The sequence below is a fragment of the Bradyrhizobium sp. CCGB01 genome, from assembly GCF_024199795.1.
GTDB lineage: Bacteria > Pseudomonadota > Alphaproteobacteria > Rhizobiales > Xanthobacteraceae > Bradyrhizobium.
This window is the reverse complement of sequence record NZ_JANADK010000001.1, coordinates 3,195,396-3,221,827: the sequence shown is the minus strand read 5'-3', so window position 1 is coordinate 3,221,827 and position 26,432 is coordinate 3,195,396. Positions and strand designations below refer to the sequence as shown.

At 64.3% G+C, this 26,432-nt stretch carries 19 protein-coding genes and 1 pseudogene; 7 read left to right on the top strand and 13 right to left on the bottom strand.

Annotation, left to right across the window (positions count from 1 at the left end; genetic code table 11):
• Positions 1-18: 18 nt before the first annotated feature.
• Positions 19-1,410 carry an aminobacteriohopanetriol synthase HpnO gene (hpnO, locus tag NLM25_RS14725; RefSeq protein ID WP_254117610.1) on the bottom strand — a complete coding sequence of 464 codons (1,392 nt, stop codon included), beginning with the start codon at positions 1,408-1,410 and terminating at the stop codon, positions 19-21.
• A gap of 141 nt (positions 1,411-1,551) precedes the next feature.
• Between hpnO and NLM25_RS14720 the strand changes: the two genes are divergently transcribed.
• Positions 1,552-2,205, top strand: coding sequence for a DUF2147 domain-containing protein (locus NLM25_RS14720; protein ID WP_254137412.1), 654 nt, complete (start codon positions 1,552-1,554; stop codon positions 2,203-2,205).
• Here the strand turns inward: NLM25_RS14720 and NLM25_RS14715 are convergent.
• On the bottom strand, positions 2,173-4,761 hold the full coding sequence (locus tag NLM25_RS14715) for an MMPL family transporter (protein ID WP_254137411.1): 2,589 nt from the start codon (positions 4,759-4,761) through the stop codon (positions 2,173-2,175). The two genes, NLM25_RS14720 and NLM25_RS14715, sit on opposite strands and share 33 nt — an antisense overlap.
• A 464-nt stretch (positions 4,762-5,225) precedes the next feature.
• Between NLM25_RS14715 and ispH the strand changes: the two genes are divergently transcribed.
• Together ispH and hpnH are read left to right on the top strand one after the other, a co-directional pair.
• The gene (gene ispH / locus NLM25_RS14710) at positions 5,226-6,152 is read left to right on the top strand and encodes a 4-hydroxy-3-methylbut-2-enyl diphosphate reductase (RefSeq protein WP_254117605.1); all 927 of its coding nucleotides are present in this window, start codon (positions 5,226-5,228) and stop codon (positions 6,150-6,152) included.
• Between the two features lie 36 nt (positions 6,153-6,188).
• Complete coding sequence (hpnH, locus tag NLM25_RS14705) at positions 6,189-7,349, top strand: adenosyl-hopene transferase HpnH (protein ID WP_254137410.1); 1,161 nt, start codon at positions 6,189-6,191, stop codon at positions 7,347-7,349.
• A 555-nt stretch (positions 7,350-7,904) separates the two neighbouring features.
• On the opposite strand, the gene NLM25_RS14700 is transcribed toward hpnH, so the two are convergent.
• Positions 7,905-8,651: an outer membrane protein gene (locus tag NLM25_RS14700; RefSeq protein ID WP_254137409.1), complete on the bottom strand. Its 747-nt coding sequence runs from the start codon at positions 8,649-8,651 to the stop codon at positions 7,905-7,907.
• A 611-nt stretch (positions 8,652-9,262) separates the two neighbouring features.
• Here NLM25_RS14700 and NLM25_RS14695 point away from each other — a divergent pair.
• Positions 9,263-9,796, top strand: coding sequence for a transposase (locus tag NLM25_RS14695; protein ID WP_254137408.1), 534 nt, complete (start codon positions 9,263-9,265; stop codon positions 9,794-9,796).
• Positions 9,797-9,914: 118 nt separating this feature from the next.
• On the opposite strand, the gene NLM25_RS14690 is transcribed toward NLM25_RS14695, so the two are convergent.
• From NLM25_RS14690 to NLM25_RS14665, 6 genes are all read right to left on the bottom strand, one after another.
• Positions 9,915-10,664, bottom strand: a complete 750-nt coding sequence (locus NLM25_RS14690; protein ID WP_254137407.1) for a phosphorylase — start codon at positions 10,662-10,664, stop codon at positions 9,915-9,917.
• Positions 10,661-12,613 carry a squalene--hopene cyclase gene (gene shc / locus NLM25_RS14685; protein ID WP_254137406.1) on the bottom strand — a complete coding sequence of 651 codons (1,953 nt, stop codon included), beginning with the start codon at positions 12,611-12,613 and terminating at the stop codon, positions 10,661-10,663. The genes NLM25_RS14690 and shc overlap by 4 nt, the downstream gene beginning before the upstream one ends.
• Positions 12,614-12,664: 51 nt before the next feature.
• Complete coding sequence (gene hpnE, locus NLM25_RS14680; RefSeq protein WP_254137405.1) at positions 12,665-13,921, bottom strand: hydroxysqualene dehydroxylase HpnE; 1,257 nt, start codon at positions 13,919-13,921, stop codon at positions 12,665-12,667.
• Positions 13,921-14,760 carry a presqualene diphosphate synthase HpnD gene (gene hpnD, locus NLM25_RS14675; RefSeq protein ID WP_254137404.1) on the bottom strand — a complete coding sequence of 280 codons (840 nt, stop codon included), beginning with the start codon at positions 14,758-14,760 and terminating at the stop codon, positions 13,921-13,923. The genes hpnE and hpnD overlap by 1 nt, the downstream gene beginning before the upstream one ends.
• Positions 14,750-15,634 carry a squalene synthase HpnC gene (gene hpnC / locus NLM25_RS14670; RefSeq protein ID WP_254137403.1) on the bottom strand — a complete coding sequence of 295 codons (885 nt, stop codon included), beginning with the start codon at positions 15,632-15,634 and terminating at the stop codon, positions 14,750-14,752. The genes hpnD and hpnC overlap by 11 nt, the downstream gene beginning before the upstream one ends.
• 191 nt (positions 15,635-15,825) lie before the next feature.
• Positions 15,826-16,059, bottom strand: coding sequence for a hypothetical protein (locus tag NLM25_RS14665; RefSeq protein WP_014496823.1), 234 nt, complete (start codon positions 16,057-16,059; stop codon positions 15,826-15,828).
• Positions 16,060-16,520: 461 nt separating this feature from the next.
• Between NLM25_RS14665 and NLM25_RS14660 the strand changes: the two genes are divergently transcribed.
• Both NLM25_RS14660 and NLM25_RS14655 read left to right on the top strand, forming a co-directional pair.
• The gene (locus NLM25_RS14660) at positions 16,521-17,018 is read left to right on the top strand and encodes a hypothetical protein (RefSeq protein ID WP_254137402.1); all 498 of its coding nucleotides are present in this window, start codon (positions 16,521-16,523) and stop codon (positions 17,016-17,018) included.
• A 91-nt stretch (positions 17,019-17,109) separates the two neighbouring features.
• A complete protein-coding gene (locus NLM25_RS14655) occupies positions 17,110-17,946 on the top strand; it encodes a hypothetical protein (RefSeq protein WP_254137401.1) in 837 nt (278 codons plus the stop codon).
• A 32-nt stretch (positions 17,947-17,978) separates the two neighbouring features.
• Here NLM25_RS14655 and NLM25_RS14650 read toward each other — a convergent pair whose 3' ends face one another.
• The 4 genes from NLM25_RS14650 to NLM25_RS14635 all read right to left on the bottom strand — a co-directional run bounded on the left by NLM25_RS14650 (position 17,979) and on the right by NLM25_RS14635 (position 24,453).
• The gene (locus NLM25_RS14650) at positions 17,979-20,345 is read right to left on the bottom strand and encodes an RND family transporter (protein WP_254117586.1); all 2,367 of its coding nucleotides are present in this window, start codon (positions 20,343-20,345) and stop codon (positions 17,979-17,981) included.
• A gap of 205 nt (positions 20,346-20,550) precedes the next feature.
• On the bottom strand, positions 20,551-21,336 hold the full coding sequence (gene eutC / locus NLM25_RS14645) for an ethanolamine ammonia-lyase subunit EutC (RefSeq protein WP_254137400.1): 786 nt from the start codon (positions 21,334-21,336) through the stop codon (positions 20,551-20,553).
• A gap of 6 nt (positions 21,337-21,342) precedes the next feature.
• Positions 21,343-22,929: a B12-binding domain-containing radical SAM protein gene (locus tag NLM25_RS14640; RefSeq protein ID WP_254117584.1), complete on the bottom strand. Its 1,587-nt coding sequence runs from the start codon at positions 22,927-22,929 to the stop codon at positions 21,343-21,345.
• Positions 22,930-23,070: 141 nt separating this feature from the next.
• Positions 23,071-24,453 carry an ethanolamine ammonia-lyase subunit EutB gene (locus NLM25_RS14635; RefSeq protein ID WP_254137399.1) on the bottom strand — a complete coding sequence of 461 codons (1,383 nt, stop codon included), beginning with the start codon at positions 24,451-24,453 and terminating at the stop codon, positions 23,071-23,073.
• Positions 24,454-24,674: 221 nt separating this feature from the next.
• On the opposite strand from NLM25_RS14635, the pseudogene NLM25_RS14630 reads away from it, so the two are divergent.
• Positions 24,675-26,415 (top strand): annotated as a pseudogene (locus NLM25_RS14630) (methyl-accepting chemotaxis protein).
• Positions 26,416-26,432: the final 17 nt, after the last annotated feature.

Below are 26,432 nucleotides of genomic sequence, written 5' to 3'. Positions count from 1 at the left end.
AGATGCCTCGGCAGGAAATCAGGCCGACCGCCGCACCGCGTTGTCCACCAGCGTCTTGCCGAGCGACCAGATCGCGCCGGGGACCTTGTGGCTGCCGGCGATGACGTCGTCGAAGGCGCGCTCGATCCAGGTGCAGTCTTCTTCCGTGATGGTCAGCGGCGGCAGCAGCTTGATGGTGTGGCTGCCGTGGCCGGCGACCTGGGTCAGGATCTTGTGATCCTTGAACAGCGGCACGGTGATGAGCTGGCAGAACAGGCCCTTGTTGGCGGTCTCGAGCACGTTCCACGACGCGCGCAGCCGCAGTGACTTCGGCGGACCGAACTCCACGCCGATCATCAGGCCCTTGCCGCGCACTTCCTTCATCAGCTCGTAGCCGGGCACCATGCGCGTCAGCGCGAGGCGCAGCTCGGCGCCGCGTTTGGCGGCGGACTCGATCAGCTTCTCCGATTCCATGACGTCGAGCGTCGCGATGCCCGCTGCCATGGCGAGGTCGTTCTTGGAGAAGGTCGAGCCGTGCACCACCGCACGATCCATCTGGTTGAAGATCTTGTCGAAGATGGCCTTGCGCGTCAGCACCGCGCCGACCGGCACGTGGCCGCCGGACAGCGACTTCGACAGCAGCACCATGTCGGGCTCGACGTTCCAGTGCTCGACCGCGAGGAAGCGGCCGGTGCGGCCCATGCCGGTCTGGATCTCGTCGGCAACGAACAGCGTGCCGTATTTCTTGCAGAGCGCGGCCGCACCCGGCAGGAACTCGTCGGTGGGCATGTTGACGCCCTTGCCCTGGATCGGCTCAACGACGAACGCTGCCACTTCGCGCGAGGCCAGCGCCTTTTCGAGCGCGGCAAGGTCGTTGAACGGGATCGAGGTGCAGCCCGGCAGCAGCGGCTCGAAGCCGGTGCGGAAGTTCGAATCACCGGTCAGCGACAGCGCGCCATAGGTCAGGCCGTGATAGCCGTGGGCGCAATAGACGATACCGGGGCGCCCGGTGGCGCCGCGCGCGAACTTGATCGCGGCCTCGACGCATTCGGCGCCGGAATTGGCGAAGAACGCCTTGTCCAGATAGGGGACATATTTCAGCAGCCGCTCGGCGAGCACGCCGGCGAGCACCGAGACGTCGAACTGGACGAGATTGGGCAGGTCGGCATCGAGCACGCTCTTGAGCGCCTCGCGCATCACCGGGTGATTGCGCCCAATCGCAAACACGCCAAAGCCGGACAACAGGTCAAGGTAGCGCGCGCCCTCGCGATCGTAGAGGTACTGCCCCTGCCCCTTCTGGAAGCCGACATCGTAGCCGATGGTCTTGAGAACCCGAACGAACTGCTCGTTCAGATGCCGATTATGCAGGGTGCTGCGCTGGGCCTGACGGTCCGCGAATAGCTGAGACATGTCTGGATTTGGGCTGTGCATCCGCTACATACTTCGGTTGAGGGCCGTCTCGTCAACTGAAAACGGACCGTTACTGAAAACGGTCTGTGCGGCCTTTTGCCCTTTTTCGGACCATCTTCGCAAGCACAGCTTTAGACCATGTTGCACTGCCAAGGAACTATCATGCGTTTAGCCCTTTACACCGGACTAATACTGGCTGGCGGTTACAGCTGCCTGACACCCGCGCTTGCCGCCGATCCCACCGGCGACTGGCGAGTCGCCGACGGCGTCGCCAACATTCGTGTTGCCCAATGCAATGGCAGCATGTGGGGCGCGGTTTCCTGGGAAAAACAGCCCGGCGGCCGCGATGAATACAATCCGGATGCCTCGAAGAAGACCAGGCCCACACTCGGCATGGCAACCCTGATCGACATGAAGAAAAAGCCCGGCGTCGAGCAGTGGGAAGGACAGGTCTACAACGCCAAGGACGGCCAGCTCTACAGCGCGACCATCACTCCGGCAGGGACCGACCAGCTCGAAATCAAGGGCTGCGTGATGGGCTTCCTCTGCGGCGGCGAGACCTGGACGCGGGTCGGCCCGACGATCCCGTTGAGCACCGCCAACGCCATGGCCAAGGGCGCGCCGAAGTCCGGCGCGGCGCCGAAAGCCCAAGGTACGGCGCCTCAAGGCACAGCGCCACAAGGCACGACCGGTGCCACCGCGCCTGCGCCTGCAGCCCCGAAGGCCGCCGGCGCAGCCAAGCCCGGTCAGAAGAGTGCCGCCGACCCCGTCGGCGACATCTGCCTACTCCCTGAGATTGCGGGGTTTGCCCATTAGGGCCGGCTGGAACAGCAGCACTGCGGCAAGCGTCGTTACCAGCGAGAGTGCGAGCAGCTTGCCCATGCTGGACGTTCCGGGGTGGCTCGACAGCCACAGGCTGCCGAACGCGGTCGCCGTCGTCAGCGCGCTGAAAAAGATTGCGCGCGTCAGGCTGGTCTGGAGAAGGTTTGTCCTGCCCGAGCGCCAGGCCACGACATAATAGATCTTGAACGCGACGCCGACGCCGAGCAGCAGCGGGAACGCGACGATGTTCGCGAAGTTGAGCGGCAGGCCGATCAACACGCAGATCTCGAGCGTGACCGCGCCGGCCACCAGCAGCGGCACCAGCGTCATCAGCACGTCGACGAACCGCCGCAGCGTGATCCACAGCAGCAGGCCGATCACCAGCAGCGCGTAGATGCCGGCGTGGATGAACGCCTTCACCACGGTGTCGCCGGATTTCAGGATCGAGACCGGCCCGCCGATCGCGGTCGGCTCCGCAGCGAGCACGGCTGCTGCGAATTTGCGCAGCGTGTCGTTGTCGTTGGGATCGCCCTTGGGCAACGCCTCGACGCGAATGATGCCGTCCTTGCTCTTCCAGGCACTGACGAGATCGGGAGGCAATGACTTCAGGGTGACAGTCTCGGCCTGCATCGCGTTCCGGAGCTGGTCGAACACGATCTTCATCGGCGTGATGAACACGTCCTGCGCCTTGTTCCGCGTAGCCTCGTCGCCATTGGCGAGCTTGTCGAGCGCATCGGCAAGCCGGCGCGAGGCGACCGCACCCGGGCCCTTCGCGTCACCCGCCGTCCGGCGCAGATTGTCGACCGAGGATTTCAGCGAAACGACGTTCTCCTTGTCGGTCGGCGCCGCGTCGACCTGGTCCGGATTGAGTGCGGGATTCAGCACCTTGGCGCCCTGCGCGAGCAGCTTCAGCTTCGGCGGCTGGTCCTGCGGAACGAAGCTGTCGAGCGACATCACCCGCAGCACCTCCGGCACCTTCTCCAGCTTCGCCTCGACCTGCCTCGCCTGCTCCTCCGACGTGGTCATCACGTTGATGGCGTTGGCGCCGGTGTTGGGATCCTTGCGCAGGTCGAGGAAGGTTGCGATCGACTCGGCATGCGGGTTGCGCAGGTTCATCGGGTTGAAGTCGAACTTCATGAAGTAGAGCAGCGGCAGGCCGGCGACCGCCAGCAGCAGCGTGCCGCCGACGACCAGCACACGATGCTTCTCCAGGAAGTGATCGAGCGGGGCCAGGAAGGCGTAGCCGACCGGCTCCATCTCGCCGGGCGGGTTCAGAAGCTTGAGCAGCGCCGGCAGCACGGTGATCGAGGAGAGGAACGCAACCAGCATGCCGACACCCGCGATCTGGCCGAGTTCGGCGATGCCCTTGTAGTCGGTCGGCATGAAGCAGAGGAAGCCGGCCGCAGTCGCCATCGCCGCGAGCGACAGCGGCACCGCCGAGCGTTTCGCAGCCCGCACCAGCGCGGCCGAGAGATCATTGTGCTTGAAGCGCTCGGAGCGGTAGCGGACGCTGTACTGGATGCCGAAATCGACGCCGAGGCCTACGAACAGCACCGCGAACGCGATCGAAAGCAGATTGAACGAGCCGACCATCATCAGACCGGCCGCGGTCGTCAGCGCAAGGCCCACGAAGAGATTGACGAACACCGCGAAGATGATCTTGGCCGAATGCAGCGCCAGCCACAGGATGAGCAGCACGACGAGAACCGTGCCGACGCCGTTGACGACGGCGCCTTCCTGAACGGTAGCGTATTCCTCGTTGGCGATCGGCACCGGACCGGTCAGCCGCACCCGAGCCTGGTACTTGTTGGGAAAATCGAGATCGGCCGCGGCCTTGCGGATCGCGTCGGTGGCATCCTTGCCAGGCTCCAACGCGTTGTAGTCGAGGATTGGCTTGAACTCGATGAAAGCGCGCTTGTCCGAATCCTTCAGCGGCTCGTCGCTGACGAGCTCGCGCCACGAGAAGCTGGCATTGCCCTTGTTGAGCACGGTCTCGACCGTCTGCGCGATCAGGTTGAAGGGCCGCTCGGTGCTGTCGAGCTTGACCTGGCCGCGCTTGACGCCGGCAAGTCCCGTCTCCAGCGCGCCGGTCAGGCCACGGATCGAGGGATCGCCCGCCATGATCTCGATCAGGGGCGCTGCGGATTCGAACTGGCTGGTGATCTTGCCGACTTCTTCTGTCGGCAGGAACAACAGTCCGTTCCTCTCGAAGAACTCGCCGCTTCCGAGTTGCTGCAGCGACTGGAAGTTGGTCTTGTCGTCCTTCAGCCTGGCATAGAGCGCATCTGCCGCCGCGCTCGCCATCTCCGGCGTCCGGGCCTCGACCACAGCAAGAATCGTTTCGTTTTGATCGAACGCCTTGTCGAATTGCTGGTCACGCTTGCGCCAGTCGAGATTTTGAGAAATCAGCGAATTGATGTCGGTGTTGATGGCGAAATGGCGCGCAGCGTAATAGCTCGCCCCCACGGACAGCAGGAGCCCGAGAACGACGACAAGGGGGGCAAACCGGGTGCAGGCCTTGACGATGGCAACGACTACGCTTTGCAGCACATCTTTTCTTTCTAGTGTTAACAGCTTGCCGGAAACGCCCGCTCTTTATCGGAGTTCCCGGGCGAAACCTATTGCTGTTTTGAGTGGCTCTCGCCGCACGAAGGTTCGAGGTAAACGGCGAAAGACCGTGGCAAAATCATGCGGGGCGGTCGGTATAGCCGGGGAGTTGAGGCGGGAAAGTGACGAAGAGGTGAGCACAAATGTCGCCATTTTGCTCACAGCAATTACTGTATTATAATACCATGAAATCGGACCGGCGCGGAACCCGGGTTTCACCCGGCCTTTCCTTTTTGCCGATTTTTTGACACAAAGTGCTGTGCCTCCATGCGCCGTGGCCCAGTTTGGGTGGTCAGTTACCGCGTGTGCGAAACCAATGGTGCGGTTATTGCAACTCATTGGGCAGTATCGAGGTGCCGCCGGGGACTTGAGAAGCGGATTGATGCAACTTGCGTGATGGGCGTCCTATGGAAGTTTATCTAGCGCAGCCGCGCGGCTTTTGCGCGGGCGTGGTGCGTGCGATCGAAATCGTGGAACGGGCGCTGGAGAAGTACGGCCCGCCCGTCTACGTGCGCCATGAGATCGTGCACAACAAATACGTGGTCGAGAGCCTGAAGAACAAAGGCGCGATCTTCGTCGAGGAACTGTCCGAGGTGCCGCCGAAGGCGGTGACCGTTTTCAGCGCCCATGGCGTCGCCCGCAGCGTCGAGGAAGAGGCCGCCGCGCGCGACCTTCCGGTGCTCAATGCCACCTGTCCGCTGGTCACGAAAGTTCACAATCAGGGGAAGCGCTACATCACCAAGGGGCGCACTTTGATCCTGATCGGCCATGCCGGCCACCCCGAGGTCGAGGGCACGATGGGCCAGGTTCCCGCCCCGGTGCATCTTGTCCAGAGCGTTCAAGAGGTTAAGGCCCTGACGCTGCCCGCAGATACGCCAGTGGCCTACATCACCCAGACCACCCTGTCGGTCGACGACACCAAGGACATCATTGCGGCCCTCCAGGCCCGCTTTACAGATATTCAAGGTCCGGATATCCGGGATATCTGCTATGCGACACAGAACCGCCAATCTGCGGTAAGGGACTTGAGCAAGCTGGTCGACGTGATCTTGGTGGTGGGCGCCGCCAATAGCTCGAACTCGAACCGGCTCCGCGAAATCGGCACTGAGGCCGGCGTCGCGAGTTATTTGATTGCCGACGGCAGCGCACTCAATCCGGAGTGGTTGAAAGATGCCAGGACCGTTGGCGTCACGGCTGGCGCCTCGGCGCCCGAGGTACTCGTGGATGACGTGATCGAAGCGATGCGGCGGATCGGACCGGTCAAGGTCTCGGTGCTGCCGGGCCGCGAGGAAAACATCGAATTCCGGCTTCCGGCCGAACTGGCTGCGAGCTGACCCACCCGAAATATCAAGCCCAGAAAGAAACTCGTAATGGCTATCCCCTTCTTCAAGGAAATGCGTATCGGCGGCTATTTGCTCAAGCAAAAGATGCTTGGCCGCAAACGCTATCCGCTCGTCCTGATGCTGGAGCCGCTGTTTCGCTGCAACCTCGCCTGCGTCGGCTGCGGCAAGATCGACTATCCGGATGCGATCCTCAACCGCCGCATGACCGCACAGGAGTGCTGGGACGCGGCCGACGAGTGCGGCGCGCCGATGGTCGCGATTCCCGGCGGCGAACCGCTGATCCACAAGGAGATCGGCGAGATCGTGCGCGGCCTCGTCGAGCGCAAGAAGTTTGTCTCGCTCTGCACCAACGCGCTGCTGCTGGAGAAGAAGCTCGACCTGTTCACGCCCTCCCCGTACCTGTTCTTCTCGGTGCATCTCGACGGCCTGAAGGACCATCACGACAAGGCCGTGTCGCAGAAGGGCGTGTTCGACCGCGCCGTCTCCGCGATCAAGGCAGCCAAGGCGCGCGGCTTCACCGTCAACGTCAACGCCACCATCTTCGACGGCCATCCGGCCGAGGAGATCGCGAAGTTCCTCGACCTCACCGTCGAGCTCGGTGTCGGCGTCTCGATGTCGCCGGGCTACGCCTATGAGCGCGCGCCGGACCAGGAGCACTTCCTCAACCGCACCAAGACCAAGAAGCTGTTCCGCGACGTCTTCGCGATGGGCAAGGGCAAGAAGTGGAATTTCATGCACTCCGGCCTGTTCCTCGACTTCCTCGCCGGCAACCAGGAATACGAGTGCACGCCGTGGGGCATGCCCGCGCGCAACATCTTCGGCTGGCAGAAGCCCTGCTACCTGCTCGGTGAAGGCTACGCAAAGACCTTCAAGGAGCTGATGGACACCACCGACTGGGAAACCTACGGCACCGGCAAGTACGAGAAGTGCGCCGACTGTATGGCCCATTGCGGCTACGAGCCGACGGCGGCGACCGCAGCGCTCAACAACCCGCTGAAGGCGATGTGGGTGTCGCTGCGCGGCATCAAGACCTCGGGCCCGATGGCGCCGGAGATCGACATGTCGAAGCAGCGCCCGGCGCAGTACATCTTCTCGGAGCAGGTCCAGAAGAAGCTTTCCGAGATCCGCAAGGACGAGGCTGCGGCTGCGCAGGAGAAGGCTGCTCGCAAGGCTTCGACCGCCGCGTAAAGCGGGACGGCCTGTCGCCCGGATGGAGCGCAAGCGAAATCCGGGACAGTCTCTCCGTGTTGCCAAGCCCCGGATTGCGCTTCGCTCCATCCGGGCTACGGACCCCAAAAAAGAAAAGGCCAGGTCGCCCCGCGACCGGGCCTTTTTGTTTATTCAACTCGAGCCGCAGCGGAAAGAGCAGAGCAATGCTGGCCCCATTCGAAAGTGGCGCCGGCTCATCGCCTTATTCGAAACGCGAAGTCCCTGTTGTCCCGAAATCCAATGGACGAGCGATGCTAACATCATGCTGAGCCAGATACTTCGCGACTACGAAGCAGGCAGGCTTCGGTAACACAGTCGGCGCGCCCATCACTGCAATTATCGCGTCTCACTTCAGGGTGCAGTCCACCCTCATTTTCAGGCATTCGTTGCCTTGAGCCGCACCCCGGTTCATCAGGCGGACATCCCCGGCTTCTCCAGCGATTCAGCGAAGCAAACTGACGGATGCGAACGAAAAAAGCCCGACCGCTTGTCGCGGCCGGGCCCAGTTTCGACTGGAACAGGTACGTCAGAAGATCAGTAGCGCGCGACGACCGGGCCGCCGAACTTGTAGTTCACGCCGATCTTGGCGATCGACAGCTTGTTCTTGATGTCGACGTTCGCAATCGTCGTGGCACCCGCCAGCGGTGACAAATCCCAGACGGCGGTCTTCTTGTCGAACTCGATGTAGTTGTATTCGATGAAGGCGCTCCAATTGTGGTCGAAGGCATATTCGGCGCCGAGGCCGAGCACCCAGCCGAGCGGCGTCGAACTCGAGCGCGACTCGAACACGCCCGGGACGCCGATCGAATCGTTGGTGTGCATCCAGGCTGCGCCGCCCTTCGCGTAAACCAGCGTGCGATCAGCCACCACACCACCGATGCGGCCCGTGACGGTCGCCAGCCAATCGCTCTTCGTGGTGCAGGTCACAAAGCCGACGCACGTCGTCGAGCCCTTCACGTCCAATCCGGAGATGTCACCCTGGACGCCGAACACGACCCAGCCGCTCTGCCAGTTGTAACCGAGCTGACCGCCGCCCAGGAAACCGCTGCGGCTGTTCTGTGAGAGAGCAGTGCCGACGGGGACCGCGCCGAGGGCGCCATTGACCGAAGCCAGAGTGGATTCCGTGGTGCCCCAGCCGGCGCCGACATTGCCGCCGAGATAGAATCCGGTCCACGACCACACGGCGGCGGGGGCGTACGGGGCCTTGGTGGCCAGATCGGCCGCGAAGCTCAGGCTCGTTGATGCAAGAAGAAGAGCGGCGGCTGCAAGTTTCGTTTTCATGACTTCCTCGGACTTCCAAAATTCCGGCCAATGGCCATTCACCCAGTGGTAGTACGGGTCATGGAACCCCCGCGCCTAGTGCACTCGCGCAACACTGCTGTCGTTTCGAAACAGGCGAACAGAAATTCGCGCGCAACGCTTCTCAACGCGCGCACGCGACTTCACTGACGGCAGCCGTGCAGTGAACAGGCTGACGATAACGAACGAATCGACACGGCCTCAGCTGCAGCGTTTCTGAGTGAAGGCGCTCGTATTCGTGCGCGTGTTGAGACACTCGCGCATGCGCGAAGCATGCGTTGCCTTCGCGCCTTGCTTGGACGAATGGGCGGACGAGCATTGCCTGCAGCGACGACGCGCTGCTTGAGCCGACGCCGATCAAGCGGAGGACATCATAGCGATATCCAGTGCGCTGCGCCTTCTGCCTAGCTGCCGTCTTGCATGTCCCTGGTCGCGAAATGGCATCCGAACGCAATCATGGCCAGCGTGAACGTCGCGCCAAACAGAATGCGCAGAGCCAGTCCCATGTCCTCGCTCGAATTACGGTGACAGCACGTAGGATGGGTTGAGCTCTTGCGAAACCCATCGTGCTTGTTCGGTGGTAACATCCCGTCATGACCGCGTACCGTCGCAACTTCGTTCCGGGCGGATGCTTCTTCTTCACGTCAATCTGGCGGAGCGGAAGCTATCGTTTGCTGACAGATCACGTCGAGCTGTTGCGCGCGGCGTTTCGCGAGACGCACCAGCGTCACCCGTTCACGATCGATGCCATCGTGGTGTTACCTGATCACCTTCACACCGTATGGACGTTACCCGAAGGTGACGCCGATTTTGCAATGCGCTGGCAGTTGATCAAGTCTACCTTTTCTCGCCGTCTGGCGCGAAACGAAAGGATATCCCAAAGCCGTTCAGCCAGAGGTGAACGGGGCATCTGGCAACGCAGATATTGGGAGCATACGATTCGCGACGAAGTCGATTTCGCCCGGCATGTCGACTATGTTCATATCAATCCGGTCAAGCACAGGCTCGTAGACCGGGTACGCGACTGGGCGCCGTCCTCGTTTCATCGTCACGTGGAGCTTGGCAACTATCCAGCCGATTGGGCGGGCGATCAGTCAGATGATGGCCGCGATTACGGAGAGCGATGATCGGGAAGAGATGGGTTTCGCAAGGGCTCAACCCATCCTACGAAGTGACGCTTCAGAGCCAAAAGGCCCGGTCGCTATCGGCGACCGGGCCTTTTCTTTGTCAGCTCGACGAACCCGCTCAGGCCGCCTTGGAGACCAGGGCCTCGCTCTCGACGAGCTCGGTGCCGATCAGATAGTCGCGGCAGCCGCGCAAGCTACGCAGCGCGCGGTTGAAGTCGATGCCGGTCGAGACCAGTGCATGCAGCGTCGTTGGATTGCGCACGATGCCGCGCAGCACGGCGGCGAGATCGATCTGGCCGTTCGGCTTGATCGCGGCGCGGGCGAGCGCCGGCAGCGCGCGATGGGCCGGATCGCTGATGACGCGGACCGCGGCAAAGGGCAGCCCCGCCTCGGCGGCGTAGGCAGCCGCGATGTGGCTTTCCATGTCGACGGCAGCCGCTCCCGTCTCCGAATGCAGCGCCGCCTTGCAGGAGCGCCCCGTGACCACTTCCTCGGCACCGGCCAGGCTGCCGCGCACCACGCGGCGGCGGCCCGAGGTCAGGCGGTCGATCAGGTCGTCGCCGAGCGACAGGCCGGCGGCCCAGCGGGTATCGCCGGAGAGCACCTCGGTCGCCAGCACGACGTCGCCGGAGCGCAGCGTCGGGTCGAGCCCGCCGGCCACGCCGAACGAGATCACGCCGCGAATCGTATTGGGATCCACCACCGTCAGCAGCGCCCGTAACTGGGTCGGGCTGCTCGACGAACAAATGACCGCCATCCCCGGCCCGGCCGCGATGCGGGCCTCCTGGACCAGTCCGGTCACGATCAGTATCGGCCGCGGGTCGATGGCATTACCCACGGTAATATAGTCCCCCGTCCCCAAAGTCACATTCCGACCCCTACCACCCTGCTGTTGGTGCTCCGCAAGTTCCGATACCGAGCCAGTGCCCACAGCGGAAAGAACTTCGGGTAACCATGATATCGTAGATAGAATACACGGGGAAAGCCCGTGGCGGTGTACCGCTGCTCGTCCCAGAGTCCTTTTTTGTTCTGTGTTGCAATCAGGTACTCCACCCCGCGGGCGACGGCCGGGTGATCAACCTCGCCAGCTGCCATCAGGGCAAGCAAGGCCCATGCCGTTTGCGAGGCGGTCGAGGGGGCGGCCTCCCAGCCCTTGTAATCCAGCCGGTAGCTGACGGCGTCCTCGCCCCAGCCGCCGTCGTCGTTCTGGATGGACGACAGCCAGTCGGCGGCTTTGCGAATCATGGGGTCGCTGTGGCTGACCCCGGCCATGTTCAGGGAACACAGCACCGACCAGGTTCCATAGATGAAGTTCATGCCCCAGCGGCCGTACCAGGACCCTTCCGGGTGCTGGGTCTTCCTGAGGTAGGCGACCCCGTCGGCGACATGCTTGCTGGTCTTCTCGGTCTCGCCGAGCTGGGCCAGCATGGAGATGCAGCGCGCGGTGACGTCCTCGGTCGGCGGATCGAGCAGCGCGCCATGGTCAGAGAACGGAATGTTGTTCAGGTAATATTCGAGGTTGTTCACGTCGAAGGCAGCCCAGCCGCCGTCGTCGCTCTGCATGCCCTCGATCCACTCCCGGCCGCGGTCGATCGCGGCATCATAGCCGGTCGCTCCGTGCTCCCGTCGCATGCGGTCCATCGACATCACCACCACCGCGGTGTCGTCGAGATCGGGATAATGGGCATTGTTGTACTGGAAGGCCCAGCCGCCCGGGCGCACGTCGGGCCGCTTCACCGCCCAGTCGCCCTTCACCTCGAGCTCCTGCTTCGGGATCAGCCAGTCGAGGCCCTGCTTGGCCGCCGGCACCGCCGTGTCGCCGCCGGCCTCCAGCAGCGCGTGGGCCGTCAGCGTCGTATCCCACACCGGAGAGACGCAGGGCTGGCAGTAGGCTTCGTCGTCGCCAATCACGAGCAGCTTGTCGATGCCCCGGCGCGTGATCGCGCGCGGCGGGAAGTTCTCGTCCTTGCCGAGCGCGTCGTACATCATGACGATGTTGGCCATGGGCGGATAGATCGCGCCCATGCCGTCCTCGCCGTTGAGCCGCTCCTCGGTGAAGGCGAGCGCCGCATCGATCGCGCGCTTGCGCAGGCTCTTCGGAAACATCGGCTCGATCACGCGCAAGATGCCGTCGAGCGCGCGGAACAGCACGAACCACGCCATGCTCTGGTGCGGCGCTTTCGCGGTCATGCCGATCGAGCGCGGATCCTGGAGAAACAGCTCGTCGATCCCGACGCCCTTCGGATTCTTCGCGCGCGGCTTCAGCGCGGCCAGCACCATCAGCGGCACCATGGTGGTGCGCGCCCAGTAGGAGATCTTGTTGAGGTGGAACGGCGACCAGAACGGCAGCAGCACAATCTCGATCGGCAGCACCGGCACCGCGCGCCAGGTCACCACGCCGAACATCGCCAGAAGGAAGCGCGTGAAGACGTTGCTGTTGATCGCGCCGCCACGGGCATGGATCGCCTCGCGCGCACGCACCATGTGCGGCGCGTCGACGGAGTCGCCGATCATCTTCAGCGCGAAGTAAGCCTTCACGCTGGCGCTCATGTCGAACTCGCCGTCATGCACCAGCGGCCAGCCGCCGTGGGCGCCCTGGACGCGGCGCAGATAGTTGCCGATCTTGGCCTCGAGCACGGTGTCGACCGGCTCGGCGAGATAATGGCGCAGCAGGATGTATTCGGCCGGAATCGTGCAGTCGGCTTCGAGCTCGAACACCCAATGGCCGTCGGATTGCTGGAAGCCGAGGACGCCTTGTGTGGCCGACGCAATGCTCGATTCCAGGGCCTCGCGGCTGGTCGCGTTCACGGAATCCATGTCGCTCGATTGCTCCGATAGTCGATTGAAATTTGACCGGGACGATGCCCGTCAGGGCCGCTTTGCGGCCAAAACCAGATCAGCGGCACGATCACCCGACCGGACCGATCCCTCGATGGTTGCAGGCAATCCCGTAGCAGTCCAATCGCCGGCAAGGAACAGGTTTTTCAGCGCGGTGACCGGCCCCGGACGCAGGGCATTTTGCGCTGGCGTTGCCGCAAATGTGGCACGGCGCTCGCGCACGATCTGCCAGGGGGGCAACTCGCCGGATACGCCGCCCGCCTCGCAGACGTCGTTCCAGATCGCCTGCGCGAGTTCCTCGCGCGGCATGTCGACCAGACGGTCGCCGTTGCTGATGGTGACGGAGAGCCGGTTCGGGAACGCGAACAGCCACTCCACGACGCCGCCGATCACGCCGAGGATCGGCGCCGAGCCCGGCGGCGGCTCAAACCGGAAATGCGCGTTCACGATGGCACGGAACTCGGTCGGCGTCTTCAAGCCGGGCAGCAGGCTAGCTGCGGCGCGCGGCGGCACCGCCATCACGACGACATCGCCCTCACCGAGCTGGATCACATCCTCGCCGCCGAAATTCAGTGCGCCGACCTTGCCGTCGCTGCTCGCAAACGAACGCAGCTCATGGCCGAGCTGAACGGTGTGACCGCGCTCAGTCAAGAATTTCACGGCGGGCTCGATCAGCACGGCGCTGAGACCGTCGCGTGCGATCAGCGGACGGCAGGCCTGTCCGCCGGCCAGCAGCGTCTCGCGCACGATGGCGCCGGCAAGTCCGGCCGAGCCCTCGGGCGGATCGACGTTGAGCGCCGCAAGCAGCAGCGGCTGCACCAGGCGCTGATAGAGAACGCCTTCGGTAGGAATGGACTTGCCGACCAGCGTCTCCTCCGACGCCCAGATCAGCGGCGCCAGCTTGAGATAATCGGTGAGGCCGGTGTCGGGAACGCGGCGGCCCTCGTCGAGCACCCAGGTCGGCAGCCGGCCATCGCCGAGATCGATCTGCCAGCGCTGCCCGGTCTTGATATCGACGAACGGAAACTGCGCGCGTTCGGGGCCGACGAGGCCCGCCTCGGTGCCGATCGAGCGGGCATAGGCACGCGCATGGCTGTTGCCCGACAGCAGCAGATGATTGCCGTTGTCGATGGTGAGGTTGGTGGCGCCGTCGAAATAGGAACGGCAGCGGCCGCCGGCCTGGTGCGTCGCCTCGTGCACGGCGACCTTGTAGCCGGCATTGGCGAGCCGCACGGCGGCGGAGAGGCCGGAAATTCCGGCGCCGATGATATGAGCTGTCTTTTGCATCAGATGAAAGCGTAACGGAGCAGGATCAGGATGCGCGTGACCTTCGACACGCGCACCGGTTCACGCGGCGCGTTGAAGCCGCGCGCGATCAGAAGGTCCAGAATGGAATGATAGTATTTCGACATGATCCGCGGCGCGCGTACGGCGCGGCGCCTGTTGCGGTTCATGATCTCGTCCGACTTCTCGAAATGCGCCTTCGCACGCTGCGTCAGCGGCAGACAGACCTTCGGCAGCGCCCGCTCGGCGATCACCCGGTTCGGATCGTTGGAGGTGATGCCGGCATGCAGCAGCGCCTCGCGCGGCAGATAGAGCCGGCCGAGGCCGGCGTCCTCGTCGATGTCGCGCAGGATGTTGGTGAGCTGAAGCGCGCGGCCGAGATGGTAGGCGAGCTGGATGCCGTCTTCCTCCGGCAAGCCGAACACCCGCACGGACAGCCGTCCCACGGCGCTGGCGACACGATCGCAGTAGAGATCCAGCGTCGCCATGTCCGGCGCACGGATGTCCTGCGGCACGTCCATTTCCATGCCGTCGACGATCGCAAGGAAATCTTCCCGCTTGAGGCCGAAGGTCTTCACCGAGGCGACGTAGTCCTTCAGCCGCGGCGGCGGATTGCCCTGATAGAGCGCGTCGATGTCGTTGCGCCACTCTTGGAGCGCGGCGAGCCGCTCGTCGCGCGGGCCGTCGGAATCGGCGATGTCGTCGACCTGGCGGCAGAAGCTGTAGATCTGGAACATCGCTTCGCGCTGGTCATGCGGCAGGATCCGCATCGCAGCGTAGAAGGAGCTGTTCGATGCGGTCGAGCCGTAATTGGCGCCGGGCGAGGCCGCCTCAAGCGTCATGTGCAGTCCCCGGTCTGGAAATGGCCTTGCGTCCGATCGCGCGGCGGCCGACTTCGCCGATCATTCCGGCGAGGCTGAAGGTGAGAAGCTCGAACTTGTTCAGATGCACGCGCTCGCGCAGGGGATCGCGCACCTTCAACAGGCGCACGATGCGGTCGGCATAGGCCTGGATCACCGAGACGTCGACGCCCAGGCGAAAGTCCCGGATCTCCGCGCTCAGCGACCTGCCCTCGTTGAGCAGGGCTTCGTTGCGAACGGCGAGCGCCTGAAGGCAGGCCAGCATCGCCGGCGGCGACTGCGTCAGCCCGAGCTGCTCGACCGAGGCGCCGCTTGCAGCCAGCGCGTCGCGCGGCAGATAGACGCGATTGAGCTCGCGAAAATCCTTGCCGCAATCCTGGAGATGGTTGTTGATCTGGAGCGCCGCGCAGAGCGCGTCCGAGGCCGCCCAGGTCGAGGTGCTCTCGCCGTGGACGTCGAGCATGAAGCGGCCGACCGGCATCGCCGAGTAGCGGCAATAGTGGATGACCTCGTCCCAGTTCTCGTAGCGCAGCTTGGTCACGTCCATGCGGAACGCGATGAGCACGTCGAGCGCGTGGCGCGGCGCCATGCCGCGCTCGGCCAGCGCGCGGCGCAAGATCACGGCTTCGGCCTGGGTGTCGCCCTTGCCGAGCAGTTCCGCCTCGAGCAGGTCGAGATAGCCAAGCTTCTCGTCGGGCGGCAGGGTCGCGTGATCGGCGATGTCGTCGGCGGTGCGGACGAAATTGTAGTACGCGAGGATCAGCGCGCGATGACGGGGATGAATGATCCAGGACGCGACGGGAAAATTCTCGTCGCGGTCACCTTTGCCGGATCGCAATTCGCTCGCAGAGGTCATCGAGGGCTGGTTTACAATCGTTTGGACAGGAAGGGCTTTTCGCTCGCGCGGGCTCGTGCCGGCGATGCCGCCGCGGCCCCCATATAGGGGAATACGGCCGCAAAACCAATCCTGTCTCTCGATGGCTGCCCTTCCGGATCCGGCCCGAAAAGGCGGCCGCCAGGGCCGCCCTTGTGGGCCAGTGGCCGAGCTTACTGGTTGTGGTTCTTCAGGACCTGGTCGCAGGCCTGCGAGATCTTGGCCCGGTTTTCCTTGAGGCAGGCCAGGATGGTGAAATCGCCCTGGTCGATGACCGGACGGCAGAACTTCTGCACATCGCGCGTGCAGGCCTTCTGTTCGGCGTCCGTGCCGCGTCCTGCCTGGGCGAATGCCGCCGTCGAAAGGGATGCCGACAGCAGGGTGAGAGCGACGAGAAGCTTACGCATTGTATTCCTTCATTCTGACGGCAGAACCGCACCGATCCCGGACAGCACAGGGCGGACGACCGGAACGGATTGTTCTGATGGCAAGTCGCCGCGGAAAGTGCGGCCTCGGAGAAGCCACAAGCACTGGCAAATGCGGCCAAATTGGCGCCACACCCACCAAATCAGGTCTTCCCACGCTCTTCATTGGCAGATGTAAGGGTTTGATACTACGTCATAATTCTGGCACACCGCGTTTTGATGCACACCTGTTGCAGAGCTGCATCTCTCCGCCCTGCCTTTCCCGCCAGAAACACAGCGAAACAGAGGGAATCGCGAGGTCCGAGCCCGGCGCGAGGGCGTCGTGAACCGCTATCCCTGGCTGCCAGGCTTTGAACCTGACACAGCCTCGGAACACTAAACCTTCGATGTGGCGAGACGTTCTTGATTGTAAGCGAACGTCATTCGAAAACGGGATATTCAAAATGCAATTCTTTGGACGATCTGGACAGGCAATCAAGGCGGCCGGCATCGCGGCTGCGCTGCTCTTATCAGTTTCGGCAAGCCATGCTCAGTCGTCCGGACCGTTCGCCGGTTTCGACGGTGCGTGGGCCGGCACCGGCACGGTGTCGCTGTCCGACGGCACCACCGAGCGCATCCGCTGCAAGGCCGACTACAAGGTCGCCGGCACCGGCCTCAGCCTCAAGCAGGCTCTGCACTGCGCGTCCGACAGCTACAAGTTCGACCTCACCAGCGACGTGACGAGCCAGGGCGAGCGAATCTCCGGCAACTGGAGCGAGACCAACCGCAACATCTTCGGCAACCTCCAGGGCACTGCCGGCGGCGGCCAGATCGAGGTGTTCGTCGAGGCCAACGGCTTCGCCGCCAATTTGTCGCTGCGCACCAACGGCACCAAGCAGACGGTGCAGATCTCCTCCAAGGGTGAGATCCGCGGCGTCAACATCACGATGACAAAGGGCTGAGACCTCCCTCGGCTGAGAGAAACACGGCCCCCGGTTCTCGCGAACCGGGGGCTTTTTGCTGACATGAGTGTGCACGGACGGATTCACCGAGATGGACCCAATTCGCAGACATCTGCTCAAGGCCGCCGGGCTCTTCGTGGCCACGCGCGCCTTCGCCAATGATCAGCAGGCAACCAACATGCAGCCTTCATCCGTGAAGCCCCGTCACGTGCTCTGCTTTCTCGGCAAGAACGAAAGCCTGCTGCAACCGCCGAAGGCGGTGGCCAAGACGATTGCCGATTTCGGCTTCGAGATCGACCGCACCTATTCACAAGCCAAACCCGATCCGCGCATGGAGCGGTCATTCGGCGTGTGCTGGGACCGGGCCTTCCCGAAAGCATGGTCCGCGTCCGACGAGGCCGCTGTGGTCAACCACAAATCGGTGCTCTACGTGCGGAGCCCGCCGATAGATCAGCAGAAGAAGGCGCCTGCCTGTTCGGCGGCGGCCTTGGTGATCGTGGACGAGATGTTCGACGCGGGTGCCGTTGCTGCGAAAGGCGAAAGCGCCGGCGTCGCCCACGGCGTCGCGCGATGGCGCAGTCTCGCCGACCAGGCACGCAAAGGTTCGATGACCAGCCAGGGCCTCGCCATGACCGCCGCCGTCACCAAGGCATGTCGTCTTGCGTTCGCCAAGCGTCCGCTCGCCGGCGATCGCTATTTCGAAACCGTCGGTCATCACCTCGTCGGCTTGCCGGAAGTCTATGTCGCGAAATCGCGCGGCAGCGACCGGGACGCGGTGAAGCTGATGGACGAAATTGCCGACGCGATGGCCGAGCGCGGCATCGAGGCGACGCTGCAGGACCGCAAGCTCACGCTGTCGCGGGAGCAGGACTACGCCGAGACCGATTTCAAGTTCAATCCGTACGGCGTCATCCGCATCGAGGCGTGAGCGCGCGGGACGGCTCTCGCCGCCCAGGCGCTTTAGATCGCCGGCTTGTCGGGGCCCTGCAGCCTGGCGTGCAAATTGATCAGCCACATCGCCGTCGGCCGCAGGATGAAGAGGTCGGCGACGAGGGCCATGACCATCGAGAAGGCGCTGAGCCAGCCGAACAGCCGCAGCGACGGCAGGTCGGAGAACACGGTGACGACGAGGCCGCAGGCCAGCACCACCGTGGTCAGGATCAGCGCTGGTCCGACCAGCACGGTCGCCCGCTCCACCGCAAGCGCCGAGCCGACGCCCGGCTTGCTTTCGAGCCTGAGGCGGTTGAGGAAGTGGATGGTGGCGCTGAGCCCCAAGCCGAACGAGACGGTGAGCGCGACGACGCTGGCGAACTGCAGCCCCTCGCCCATCGCCCACAGCACCGTTCCCGACATCACCACCGGGAAGATGCCCGGCAGGATGCAGGCGAACATCACGACCCAGGAGCGGAACGCAAGGCCGATGAAGATCGCGACCAGCGCAAACTCGACGGTGAGGCCGCGGTTCAGCTTCTCGATCATGCTCGCCGAATTGCGCGCTGCGATCGCGGCAAGGCCCGTCACCGCGATCTCGTAGCCGGGATGCTTCTTGCGAACAGCGTCGAGCTCGGAATCGAGCTTGTCGACGATCGGCAGCAGCTGGCTGGAATCCTTGTCCGGCACGCGGCCCGCGACCACGACGGCATCCTGCTCGGCGTCGATGAACCGCCGCACCAGATGCTCGGGAATGACGCTCACATATTCCTTCAGCGTCGCGACGTCTGCGTTGCCGGCCTTTTCCGCAAGCCAGCGGCGCAGGGTCTCGAGCGACCAGACGTTGCCTACACCGGCCGCCTTCTCGACGGTCGCATGCACGTCCGCGATGGTCTGGAGCGTCTCCGGCGAATAGAGCGTCTCACCCTTCGGAAACTGGACCAGCACGTTGACCGGATTGGCGCCGGTGAGCTTGGCGTCGAGCCGGTCGCTGGCGGCGACGGCCTGGCGCTTGTCCGGCACCTGGTCGGCGAGGCGGTAGCGCGGCTCAAGGTTGGCGTAGATGACGCCGAGACCGCCGACGAACAGCACGGCGATCAGGCTGAACAGGCCGGGACGGCCGACCATGCGCACCGCGATCCAGTAGCAGAAATTGCGCAGCGCCTGGACGCCGGCATCCGCGCTCTGGAACTTGACCGCGAACGTCTTCTCGTTGCGCACCAGCAGCACGCCGAACACCGGCACCAGCGACAGCACCGCGACCAGCGCGATGATGGTGGCGGCGAGGCCCGCCTCGCCGAACTTGCGGATCAGGTCGGAGTCCGAGAATTGCAACGCAATGAAGGAAATGCCGGCAGTGCCGTGCGTCAGCACGCACGCCGGTCCCACCACCAGCACGGCGTTCTTGAACGCGGTGAACTTGTCCTGGCCCGCGATCAGCCGGTCGCGCGCGGCAAAGGTCAGCTGCATCGAGTCCGAGAAGCTGATGACCATGATGAGCGGCGTCATCACGTTCAGGAACATGTTGAGATTGAAATTGGCCCAGCCGAGCGCACCGAGCGCCAGCAGGATCGCGATCATCGGCGGGAACGCCGCCGCCACCATGAACGAGATCTTGCGGAAGAAGATGATGGCGATGATGCAGCCGGCGAGAATGCCGAGGATGTTGTAGGTGAGCCCGTCGCGCTCGACCGCGTTGCGGATCTCGAGTTGCATCACCGGCACGCCGGAGAGCTGCACGTTGAGCCCGGTGTCGCCGAGGTCTTCCTTCATCAGCGCACGGATGTCGGCGACGGTCTTGGTCAGCTTGCTGGAGGCGACCACCTGGGGATCGAGCGACAGCACGATCAGCGCCAGCGTGCCGTCCTCCGACAACAGCTTGCCGCGGATGATCTCGTTGTTCTTGACGGTCTCGATGAACTTGTCATAGGCCGCGCCCTCGGGCAGTTCGGGCGGGAACAGCGCCGCCGGCAGCTTGCCCGGTGCGGGCGCCTGCCGCGCGGAGAACAGCGAGACCAGGCCGCGCGTGCCTTCGACCAGCTGCATGTCGGTGACGAAGTCGCGCAGCTTCTCGAGGTTGTTGCGCGCCAGCAGGTTCTTGCCTTCGACCACGACGAGAACGTCGAATTCCTCGGCCGGGAACTTCTTGGTCACCTCTTCGTACTGCTTGAATTCGCGGGTGTCGGAGCGGAACAGCTGCGACAGCGAATCGTCGATCTTGATCCGGTGGATGCCGAATACCGCACCGACGATCAGCGCCAGCAGGACGATGCAGGAGAGGATCGGCGCCCGGACGGCGATCAGTCCGATGCGCTCCAGCCCGAAGGCGATCGAGGACGTCGGTCCCTGCTCGACCTTGTCGACATGAACCTCATTCTCGCGGTGCTTTTCGAGCATGCCTTGTCCAGTTCCTAAATCGGCTCGGTCTATGAGCTTGTTGCGCCCCGCGAACGGCTTGAAAATGCCATACCAATGGGAGGCTTGCCCGTTGAAAATGCGCGGAAAATCGCCGCGGGGGGTTTAGCAGGTCAAGAGGCCATCTCGCAAGCAGGCGAAGTGTGGCCAAATCGATCAAGATGTGGGGATTTTGCCGGAATGCCCGTCATTCGGGCAGGGTCGTGCCGATTCGACGCGGTGCGCGGTCCGCGCTCTCATCCTTGAGCGCCACGCCGGTGACCTCCCGGGCCAGCCCCTCGCGGATCAGCCAGGCGATCTTGAAGGCGGCCTCGTCATAGCTCAACCCGGCCTTGTGGATGTTCGAGACGCAATTGCGCTCGGCGTCGGTGCGGCCGGGCTTCGGCGCGAAGGTCAGATAGGCGCCGAGGCTGTCGGGCGCCGACAGGCCGGGCCGCTCGCCGATCAGCGTCACCACCATGCGCGCGCCGAGAATCGCGCCGATCTCGTCGCCGAGCGCGACGCGCGCGCCTGAAGCGACAACGACGCGTCCGATCGCGACATCGTCCCCCTGCGCGAGCTGGGGCAGCAGGTGAGACACCAGCGCCACCGCATGGGCGTGGACCGCCGCCGCCGACAGGCCGTCGCCGATCACGACCGCGAGCTGGCACGGCTCCGAGGCCCCTCGTCCGAGAAGCTCCGCCGATTCGGCAGCGAGCTGTCGTCCCAGATCCGGCCGCCGCAAATAATCGCTGCGGTCGACCGCCCGGCTCCGCGCCTCGGTGACGACGAGACCGAGCGCGCCGAGATCGGCGGCCAGTTGCGGCGCGTCGAAGACGGCATGCACGGCATCGCGGGCGCGGGCATGGTCCAGCGTGAAATCGAGCAAGGCCCTCGTCGGCACGCTCGCGCCGCTGCGGCCGAGCGCGACCCGCGCGGGCGTGAGCGAGCGCAGATCGAGGGTCGGGCGGCGCGGAACGGCCGGATCAGACATGCGGCGTCATTCGGCGGGAACGGAGGCCTCGCGCAGCCGCAGCGAATAGTTCGAGGCGTTCTGCTTGCCGCTGGAGGCCGCGCGCGCAAAGGTGATGAGATGGTGCGCGATCAGGGTGCAGCCGATCAGCCCTTCGAGATCGCCGCGCTTGATGCGCCCGAACGCGAACTTCCAGAACACGCGCCTGTAGTCGCCGAGCACGCCGACCTTCCAGAAGATGTTGCGCAGCATGACGAGGCCGCGCCTGATGTTGGGCCAGGTCTTCATCTCGTCCGGCGTCGGCATCTTGAGGCGATGCACGTAGACATGGTCGCATTGATACTGGAAGCGCGCGTAGACCTTCTCGGGCTCGTAGGCGACGCCCATGGCGTGCTTCCAGGATGCGACGACGTCGTCATAGGGAAGCAGGAAGTCGACGTTGGAATCGCGGCCGTCGTCCTCGATCAGGCGCCCCTCGCGCTCCAGACGGTCCCACAGCGGCGTCTTCGGCAGCGCCTGAAGCAGGTTGATAGTGAGCAGCGGAATCCGGGATTCCTCAACAAAGGAAAGCAGCGCTTCGGAGGTGTTCGGCTTGTCGGTGTCGAGCCCCATGATGATGCCGGACACGACCTCCATGCCGTAGGAGTTGATGGTGCGCACGCCCTCGAGGATCGGGACCATCATGTTATGGTCCTTGTGCATCGCCTTCAGCGCGTCGGGATCGGGCGTCTCGATGCCGCAGAAGATGGTGATGAAATAGGCCTCGCGCATCTTCTCGAGAATCTCGGGCCGCTTGGCGATATTGAGCGTCGCCTCGCAGGCGAGCCGCACCACGTAGCCGGTCTTCTTCTGCCATTCGATCAGATGCGGCAGCAGATCCATCGCCGCCTTGCGATTGCCGATGAAATTGTCGTCGACGAAATAGACCGTGTCGGTCATGCCGCATTCGCGCAGCCGGTCGAGCTCGGCGATGATCTGCTCCGGCGTCTTGATGCGAGGGTTGCGCCCGTAGAGGCCGGGGATGTCGCAGAACTCGCACTGATAGGGACAGCCGCTGGAATACTGGATGCTGCCGAGGAAGTATTTCTTCACGTCGGCGAGTTCATAGGCCGGGATCGGAAACTCCGTCATCGGCACGCGGTCCTTGGTGGTCAGCACCACCTGCGCCTCGGGGCGCGCCGTGTCGCGCGCCAAAATCTCGATCAGTTGATTGGTGGCGTCGCCGAGTTCGCCGACATGGAGATAGTCGAACGACGGATAATAGTCCGGGCAGGCGCTGACCGAGGGACCGCCGAGCGCGACCGGCAGATCGAATTCATGGGCGCGGCGGCAGATGTCGTTCATCTGCTGGCGCTGGATGTGCATGCCGCTGACGAAGACCGCCTCCGCCCACGCGAATTCCTCCTTCGTGGTGCGGCGGAGGTTCTCGTCGACGAACTTGACCTGCCACTGCTCGGGCAAATAGGCCGCGAGCAGCAAAAGCCCCTGCGGCGGCATGAAGGCGCAGACGCCGTCAGTCAGCGGATAGGAATGCTCGAACGTCCCGAACGACGAGGTGTATCGCGGAAACACGCAGAGAATCCGCCGGGCCGTACCGTTACTTTCAGCTCGCATCAAAACTCCCCCAGCCACGTCGACAGGTGCGGAAATTGCCAGCCAGACACATAACGTAACGCTGTCGCCGGAATTTCTCAATATTGTGGCATGAGCATAATTCCGCAGGGCACCATTGGTTTCGTCAGGAGCCCCCTCCCGTCACGCGATCAGCCGCGAGGCAAAATCGGGCAGCAGGCTTGCGTCGCCGGCAATACGGAAATCGGCGCCCGCGATGCCCGCCTGCACCAGCCAGTCGTCGAATTCCGGCGCGCGGCGCAGGCCGAAGACGTCGCGGACATAGAGCGCGTCGTGAAAAGACGTCGACTGGTAGTTCAGCATGACGTCGTCGGCGCCGGGGACCCCCATGATGAAGGTGACGCCGGCAGCGGCGAGCAGGGTCAGGAGATTGTCCATGTCGTCCTGGTCCGCCTCGGCGTGGTTGGTGTAGCAGATGTCGATCCCGAGCGGCAGGCCGAGCAGCTTGCCGCAAAAATGATCCTCCAGCCCGGCGCGGATGATTTCCTTGCCGTCGTAGAGATATTCGGGGCCGATGAAGCCGACCACGCTGTTGACCAGCAAGGGCGCAAAGGCACGGGCGACCGCATAGGCGCGCGCCTCGCAGGTCTGCTGGTCGACGCCGTGATGGGCGCCCGCCGACAGCGCCGAACCCTGCCCGGTCTCGAAATACATCACGTTCTCGCCAACCGTGCCGCGCTGCTGCGACAGCCCCGCCTCCTGCCCTTCCTTCAGCAGCGAAAGGTCGATGCCAAAACTGCGGTTGGCGGCCTCGGTGCCGGCGACCGACTGGAAGACGAGATCGACCGGCACGCCCTGCCCGATCAGCGACAGCGTCGTCGTGACATGGGTCAGCACGCAGGCTTGCGTCGGGATCTGCAGCCGCCCGATGATCTCGTCGAGCAGCCGCAACAATTGCGCGATGACCGCCGGATCGTCGCTCGCCGGGTTGATGCCGATGCAGGCATCGCCGGCGCCAAGCAGGATGCCGTCGAGGATCGAGGCGGTGATGCCCCTGGCATCGTCGAACGGATGGTTGGGCTGGAGCCGCGTGCTCATCCGCCCCTTCAGGCCGATGGTGTTGCGGAAGGCGGTGGTGACCTCGCATTTCCGCGCCGCCAGGATCAGATCCTGGTTGCGCATCAGCTTCGAGACCGCGGCCGCCATCTCGGGGGTGATGCCGGGTGCCAGCTTGCGCAGGATCTCTGGCGTCGCGGCCTCCGACAGCAGCCAGTCGCGGAAGCCGCCGACGGTCAGCGAAGCCACCGGCGCGAACGCCCTGGCATCGTGGCTGTCGATGACGAGGCGGGTGACCTCGTCGGCTTCATAGGGGATGACCGCTTCCTGCAGGAACTGCCCGAGCGGGACGTCGGCCAGCGCCATCCGCGCCGCGATCATCTGCTCGGCGCTGGCAGCGGCAATGCCGGCCAGCCGGTCGCCGGAGCGCGGCGGCGTCGCCTTGGCGAGCAGGTCGCGCAAATCGGGGAATGTGTAGGTCGTGGCGTCGATGGTGTGGCGGTAGACCAAGGGCCTCTCCGGGGTTCGTCGGCCAATGACCGACTCCAGCGCGATCTCAAGACTATACCTTCAGATCAAGACGCTGAAATATCTTACCTTTCCTTCGACTAAGGACGAAGGGGCGAGGCTGCGGCGTTAACGCCGCATCCATCTTCGTTCTGCATAGTTTTGCATCAATTTTGCACGACCGTTCTCACCGGCCGCTTCAGGCCATCCGGGCCCCTGAATCCATGACAACCGACCGATCCGGGAATGCCGCCGTCACGGCAGGCCGTTTCACGCTTGCGACCAGGCTCTACGCGATCTTCGCGCTGTTCGCGCTGCTCACGGCGGCGATCGCGCTGCTGTCCGACTACAACAGCCGCCGCAGCGCCGAACTGACCAGCGCGATCGAGACGGCGAACGCCGCCGCGCTCAACGTCGAGCGGGTCAACTCGCTGGTCTACGCGGTCGTGATGGAATCGCGCGGCGTCTACATGTCGACCGAACCCGCCGTCGTGAAGAAATACGGCGAAGGCCTGCTCAAGTTCAACGCGCAGATCCTCGACGTCGTGAAGCGTTGGGAGACCATCGTCAGGGCAGACGATGCCGAGCAGTTCGCCACCTTCAAGAAGCGCATCGAGCAATTCGTCGAGTTCCGCAAGGAGCTGGTGCGCCGCGGCGTCGAGATCAATGCGGCCGCGGGCCGCGAATGGGGCGACAACGACGCCAACCGCGCCGTGCGCTCGGCGCTGAACAAGGATCTCGAGGCGCTGTCCAAGGTCTATGCCGAACGCGCCAGGCAGATCGCGCGCGAGACCGAGACCAACCGCACCCTCTCCTTCGTGCTGACCTGCCTCGGCGGCGTGGCGCTGGCCCTCGTCGTGATCGGCATCGTCATCATCGCCCGCTCGATCGCCCGCCCCCTCTCCGCCATCACCGCGACGATCAAGCAGGTCGCGGACGGCGCCGAGAATGTCGTGGTGCCGCACTCTGGCCGTGCCGACGAGATCGGCGCGCTGGCACGCGCCATCCAGATCTTCCAGGACGCGATGGGCCGCAACCGCAACCTCGCCTCGCAGGTCTCGCAGGACTCCGCCGCGCGCGAACAGCGCGCCCGCCATATCGAACAATCCGTCGAGGCGTTTCGCGAGGCGATCGGCGCGATCATGCGCGGCCTCAGCGACAACGCCTCCGTCATGCGCGAGACCGCGCAGACCATCACCCGCGTCACTGCCGACGCAAGCAGCCGCGCCGGCACGGCCGCCAACGCCACCGAGCAGGCCTCGCACAACGTCACGGCAGTGGCAGGCGCAGCCGAGGAACTGTCCGCATCGGTGGTGGAGATCGGCCGACAGGTGCGGCAATCCGCGGGCGCGGTCGAGCAGACCGGCCAGCGCACCGAGAAATCGATCGCCGAGATCGAAAGCCTCGCGGCCGCCACGCAGCGCATCGACGGCGTGCTCAATCTGATCCAGGCGATCGCCGAGCAGACCAATCTGCTCGCGCTCAACGCCACCATCGAGGCCGCGCGCGCCGGCGATGCCGGCCGCGGCTTTGCCGTCGTCGCGCACGAAGTGAAGGCGCTGGCGGGCCAGACCGCGAAGGCGACCGCCGAGATCGGCGAGAACGTCTCGATGATCCAGGCGTCCACCCGCAACGCGGTCGATGCCGTGCGCGAGATCGGCGGCGCGGTGCGCGAGATCAACGATGTCACCTCGGCGATCGCCGGCGCCATCGGCCAGCAGGACGCCGCCACGCGCGAGATCTCGTCCAACGCGCAAAGCGCCGCGCAGGGCAACGAGACCCTGGTCGCCAACATCACCTCGCTGCGCGATGCCATCGGCGAGACCGATACGGCGGCATCCTCGGTGCTGACGGCGGCGAGCAGCCTGACGGAGACGGCGGACACGCTGTCGCGCGAGGTCGAAAAGTTCTTCCAGAACCTGCGGTCCGGGGGCGGCGGAGAGCCGCATCGCCAAGACCGGATGATCAAGGCTGGATGATTG